This is a genomic window from Candidatus Neomarinimicrobiota bacterium, from assembly GCA_022567655.1.
In the GTDB taxonomy this organism is placed as follows: domain Bacteria; phylum Fidelibacterota; class SORT01; order SORT01; family SORT01; genus JADFGO01.
The window spans coordinates 1-4689 of sequence record JADFGO010000125.1; the positions used below are offsets into that span (position 1 = coordinate 1).

The 4689-nt window shown below is 46.6% G+C and carries 5 protein-coding genes; 4 read left to right on the forward strand and 1 reads right to left on the reverse strand.

Features of this window, described 5'->3' with window-relative positions; translation table 11 throughout:
- Positions 1–71: 71 nt before the first annotated feature.
- A complete protein-coding gene (locus tag IID12_09790) occupies positions 72–1196 on the reverse strand; it encodes a DUF5009 domain-containing protein (GenBank protein MCH8289378.1) in 1125 nt (374 codons plus the stop codon).
- A gap of 190 nt (positions 1197–1386) precedes the next feature.
- Between IID12_09790 and IID12_09795 the strand changes: the two genes are divergently transcribed.
- The 4 genes from IID12_09795 to IID12_09810 all read left to right on the forward strand — a co-directional run.
- The gene (locus IID12_09795) at positions 1387–2085 is read left to right on the forward strand and encodes a pirin family protein (GenBank protein ID MCH8289379.1); all 699 of its coding nucleotides are present in this window, start codon (positions 1387–1389) and stop codon (positions 2083–2085) included.
- Positions 2086–2098: 13 nt separating this feature from the next.
- On the forward strand, positions 2099–3232 hold the full coding sequence (locus tag IID12_09800; protein ID MCH8289380.1) for an NAD(P)/FAD-dependent oxidoreductase: 1134 nt from the start codon (positions 2099–2101) through the stop codon (positions 3230–3232).
- 93 nt (positions 3233–3325) lie between these two features.
- Positions 3326–4186 (forward strand): lamin tail domain-containing protein, encoded by an 861-nt coding sequence (locus IID12_09805; protein MCH8289381.1) that lies wholly within the window; start codon positions 3326–3328, stop codon positions 4184–4186.
- Positions 4187–4441: 255 nt separating this feature from the next.
- The coding region (locus IID12_09810) for an SDR family NAD(P)-dependent oxidoreductase (GenBank protein MCH8289382.1) at positions 4442–4689 on the forward strand (248 nt) is incomplete at its 3' end.

Sequence of the window (4689 nt, forward strand, 5' to 3'; positions counted from 1 at the left end):
GAGTTCATACGGAAAAGTCGGGGGCTAATGAATAGAATAAATTATTCAAACCATTTTAATGGTTTTAGCCTTCACACCTTAATATAAATCCCCTTTTTGTCCATAAGCCACATCAGGAGTAAAAACATAGAGATGTAAAAGACCGCCCATGCGAGGGAGGCGGTCATCGGAGGGAGCCAGGAGGTGAACAGGGCGTTGTAAAGGACTTTTTGCAACGAAGTCGAGCTGCCGTCAGCGTTCGTGAATTTGATTATGAAAGTCAACCGGGCTACAAAGCCTGACAGCACAAAAACAGCTATGGAATTCACGCCGTAAAGAACAAAAGGTCGTGTCCATCTGCGCCAGTTCAGGACTTCAACCGTCCAGTAACAAAAAGCGAGGAAGATAAGCGCGAAACCGGATGTGTAAATAACATATGAACTTGTCCAGATAGACTTGTTCATGGGGAACCATGTATCGAATGTCCAGCCGAGAAATAGCCCAAGATTTCCTATAAGCAGCATCCAGACTGTCTTTTCAATTTTTGTCTTATCCGAGCGGAGGAACCAGCCCGTAAGAACGCCCGTCAGTGTAGTGGCGATTGCGGGAATTGTGCTCAGAAAACCTTCCGGGTCCCACGTTTTGGTCTGACTCCACATATGACCGGAAAGGAGTTTACCGTCTATGAAGGCGGCGAAGTTTCCTTCAGGTGTGAGCACACCCGCTCCGTAACCGGGAACCGGTACGAAATTCATGATTATCCAGTAGAAAGCAAGTAATCCCGCAGTCCAATACGCCTGTCCCTTCCAACCGGTGCGCAGGACGATAATAGAGGTAAACAGGTAACAGAGCGCTATCCGCTGCAACACACCGGGTATTCGCAAGGTTGAAAAGTCGAACTTCGGGAATCCTGATAAAAAGATCCCGAGCGCGAAAATGATCAGTGTCCGCCGGAGGATTTTCAGCAGCAGGTCTTTTCTGTTTGCGCCCGCCTCTATCTGTTTCGTCATTGAAAACGTCATCGCAACACCGATTATAAAAAGGAAAAAGGGGAAGATCAGGTCGGTGAAAGTCACGCCGTTCCACTCAGCGTGACGGAGCTGTGGATAGACGTGGCTCCAGCTGCCGGGGTTGTTCACGAGGATCATTCCCGCTATGGCGATGCCCCGGAACAGGTCAAGCGAGAGGAGCCGTTCCGCTTTTTGGACCGCGTTCATTTATGTATCAGCCATGAAGAAATCAATGAGCAAATATCTGACAGTTATGGTGAACTTTCAAGCTGTTTCAATTCGGTGTTGATATTCCATGAGTCTGATAATATATTCAGGTCGGCTTATTTGAGAAAGTAATTTTCAATACAGAAATATCGATCGGGCGAGGAGTATATATAGACAGGAGTATACATAAATGATTGAAGTGAGGAAGAGCGAAGACAGAGGGCATTTTAATTACGGCTGGCTGGAAACATATCACAGTCTCTCATTCGGGAATTATTATGATCCCGAAAACGTACAGTTCGGACCGTTGAGAGTATTGAACGAGGATTTCATCAAGGGGGGAACGGGATTTGATACGCACCCTCATCAGAACATGGAAATAGTCACGTACGTTCTCTCGGGAGCGCTGGAGCACAAGGACTCCACAGGCGGGGAAGGATTAATAAATGCAGGCGAGCTCCAGCGAATGTCCGCCGGAACGGGGATCTTTCACTCTGAAAAAAATGCGAGCGAAACCGAAGAGGTGCACATCATGCAGATCTGGTTTGTTCCCGAAGTAGAGGGGATAGAAGCGGGCTATGAGCAGAAAGAAGTAAGCAAGGGGAGTGAGTTTTTCACTCCTGTCGTGGCAAAAGGCGGGGGTGACGGAAAATTGGATATACACCAGGACATCACGATTTATGTTGGAGACCTGTCCGAAGGAGATTCCGGCAGTATAGAAATCGCGGAAGGACGATTAGGGTATCTGCATAACAGCATGATCGGGAAAATATCCGTAAATGAGACATTATTGGAGCCGGGAGACGGCTTGAAAATAACGGGTCCGGAAAATTTAGAGGTTAAAGCCGACTCGGATTCACAGCTCATCCTCTTCGATATGGCGCCTTAAAAGCCGTTATCCCATGAGCGAAGATTACGATATCATCATAGTGGGCGGTGGAATGGGGGGATCGGCAGCGGCTCTCAGGGCGGTACAGTATAACCTCAAAGCCTGCTGGTTTTACGGGAGTAAATCAACTTCCAAATCGTCCCGTTCGAAATGGATCTATAACATCGACAATATGATAGGATTCCATGAGGGAGTGGTTAAGGATGAACTCCTGAAAATGTACAAAGCGCCTGAAGATGAAGCGTTCAGGCAGAAACTGAACGAATCTCACGTTCATATAAGCGGCAAAGCTATCCTCGATAATACCAGAAAAAGGATAGAATCGGAATATTCCGGGAATATAAAAATATTCGACACGGCGGCTAAATCAGCCCGGAGAGAAGAAGATAATTTTATCGTTTCTGACGGTGAGAATGAGGCAAAATCGGAGTATATGGTTGTCGCAACCGGAATAATGGACACGCAGCCCCACATAATGAAAGAACGGGGAGGGGAGATTATCGACTCTACGAAGTGGATATATCCATTTGCAAACAAGGAGACGATACTATACTGCATCAGGTGTGAAGGGCATCTTGCAAGGAGCGATAATGTCGCCATATTAGGCAGCGGAAAAACAGCCGAGCAACTTTCATTCATAATGTATGAACGATACGGCGTGAACACATTTATCCTGACCAACGGCGAAGAAATGAGTTCAGATGAAGAATCGAAAAAACTACTGACAGCATACGGCATTAAAATATATACCGACAGGATAGTAGACGCGGTCGGGGAAAAGGGGGGGCAGCTTCGTAAATTTATACTTGCCGGCGGCGAGGAGATAGAGGTTAAATTCGCCTTGGTTGCCATGGGTCTCCACAGAGTGTACAATGATTTGGTCCTTGAACTCGGAGCCCGATTAACCGATGAGAATCAACCGGCGGAAATCAGGCATGTCATTGTGGATAAGAAAAGTGAGACTTCGATTCCGAATCTTTTCGCCGTGGGTGATATGGCTAAGAGGGACAACGAAATACTTATGAAGCAGATTTATACTGCTCAGGAATACGCGGTCAGGGCGGTGGATACGATAGACAGTAGAAGAAGAATGAAGATGCGGGATAAAATTCAGATTAAAACAAACAATAATAAACTCTTGCCCTGACCGAAGTAAGGCTTTAACTTTGTGGTAAGTTCTCACTATAAGCGGTGGCTTTGACTGAGAACATCAAAACTGCACAGAAAGGAGCATGTCCAAATGAAACAGATCATATTTTCTTTGTTATTTCTCCTAAACGTTTCGTTGCTTCTCGCCCAGGCCAACCCAGTTCTCAATGAGATCCTCTACGATCCAACAGGCGGGAATGTCGGCAATCAGCTAATCGAAATCAAAAACATAGGCAACGCCACGGCGGACATCGGCGGGTGGTGGTTTTGCAATCGCTTTGCATACACTCAGCTCCCCTCGGGCGTTACGATACCTTCCGGCGGTATAATTGTAATCCACGTGGGCAGTTCCGGAACCAACACTTCAACCGACATTTTTCTTTCCAGCATGAGCAGTTTAAACGCGAGCGCCAGCGACGTCAGCCTCTACATTAACGGCACATTTACGAGTTCGTCCAGCATCCGCGAATTCGTACAGTGGGGGAGTGGCGGTAACGGTCGAGAGTCTGTAGCGGTCAGTGCGGGAATCTGGACTGCCGGTGATTTTGTAACTGATGTGGCAGAAGGTCACTCTATTGAATATGACGGGCAAGGCAACAGCTCGTCAGACTGGTTCGACCAACCAGTGCCTACAATAGGTCAGGAGAACGGCATTGTTATATCCGTGGATGAGGAAAAAGCATTGCCGGAAAATTTTCCGCTTTCGCAGAATTACCCAAATCCGTTTAATCCAATTACTACAATAGATTTTACGGTCGGGCATGATTCATTCGTCAAACTCACAATATTTGACGTCTCAGGAAGGAAAGTGGACGTATTGCTGAACGAATACACGAATTCCGGCAGCTATTCGATCGAGTGGGATGCATCCCGATTTGCTTCGGGAGTTTATTTTTACACTTTTGAAACTGAAGGGGAAAGGAGCACCAGAAAGCTACTGCTCCTTAAATAGCCTCCGGCCGCTCCTGCCGACTGAGGAGTTGAATGCCGATAAATACTCCTAATTTTCGATGCCATTTTCGAATCATTTTGCCGACGTTGGATCTGTTCATATTTTATCCTTTATATGCCCGTGTGAATTCAGTATCTTTGTTCCAATAATTCGATTTATTTAACCTCATAAATACTAATGCTTAGTCAGTGTTTCGGGCTGAAAGTTTCAAAAAATAATCGAGTATTGCAGCAACATAAAATTTGAAGGAGGGAGTTGGATAAGAATTGGACGGTAAGATACGGCAAATGGGCGCTCGTGACGGGCGCTTCTTCAGGATTAGGCGCGGACTTCGCCCGGCAGCTTGCAGAGAAAGGAATGAACGTCATACTCGTCGCGCGGCGGGTACATAATATGGAAGAAATCGCCCGGGAGATAGAGGAGAGTTATGGCGTCAAAACTCTTGTAATCGGTCAGGATTTGACCGAGCCGGCGGCTGTCGAGAATATTAGGGATAAAGTGGG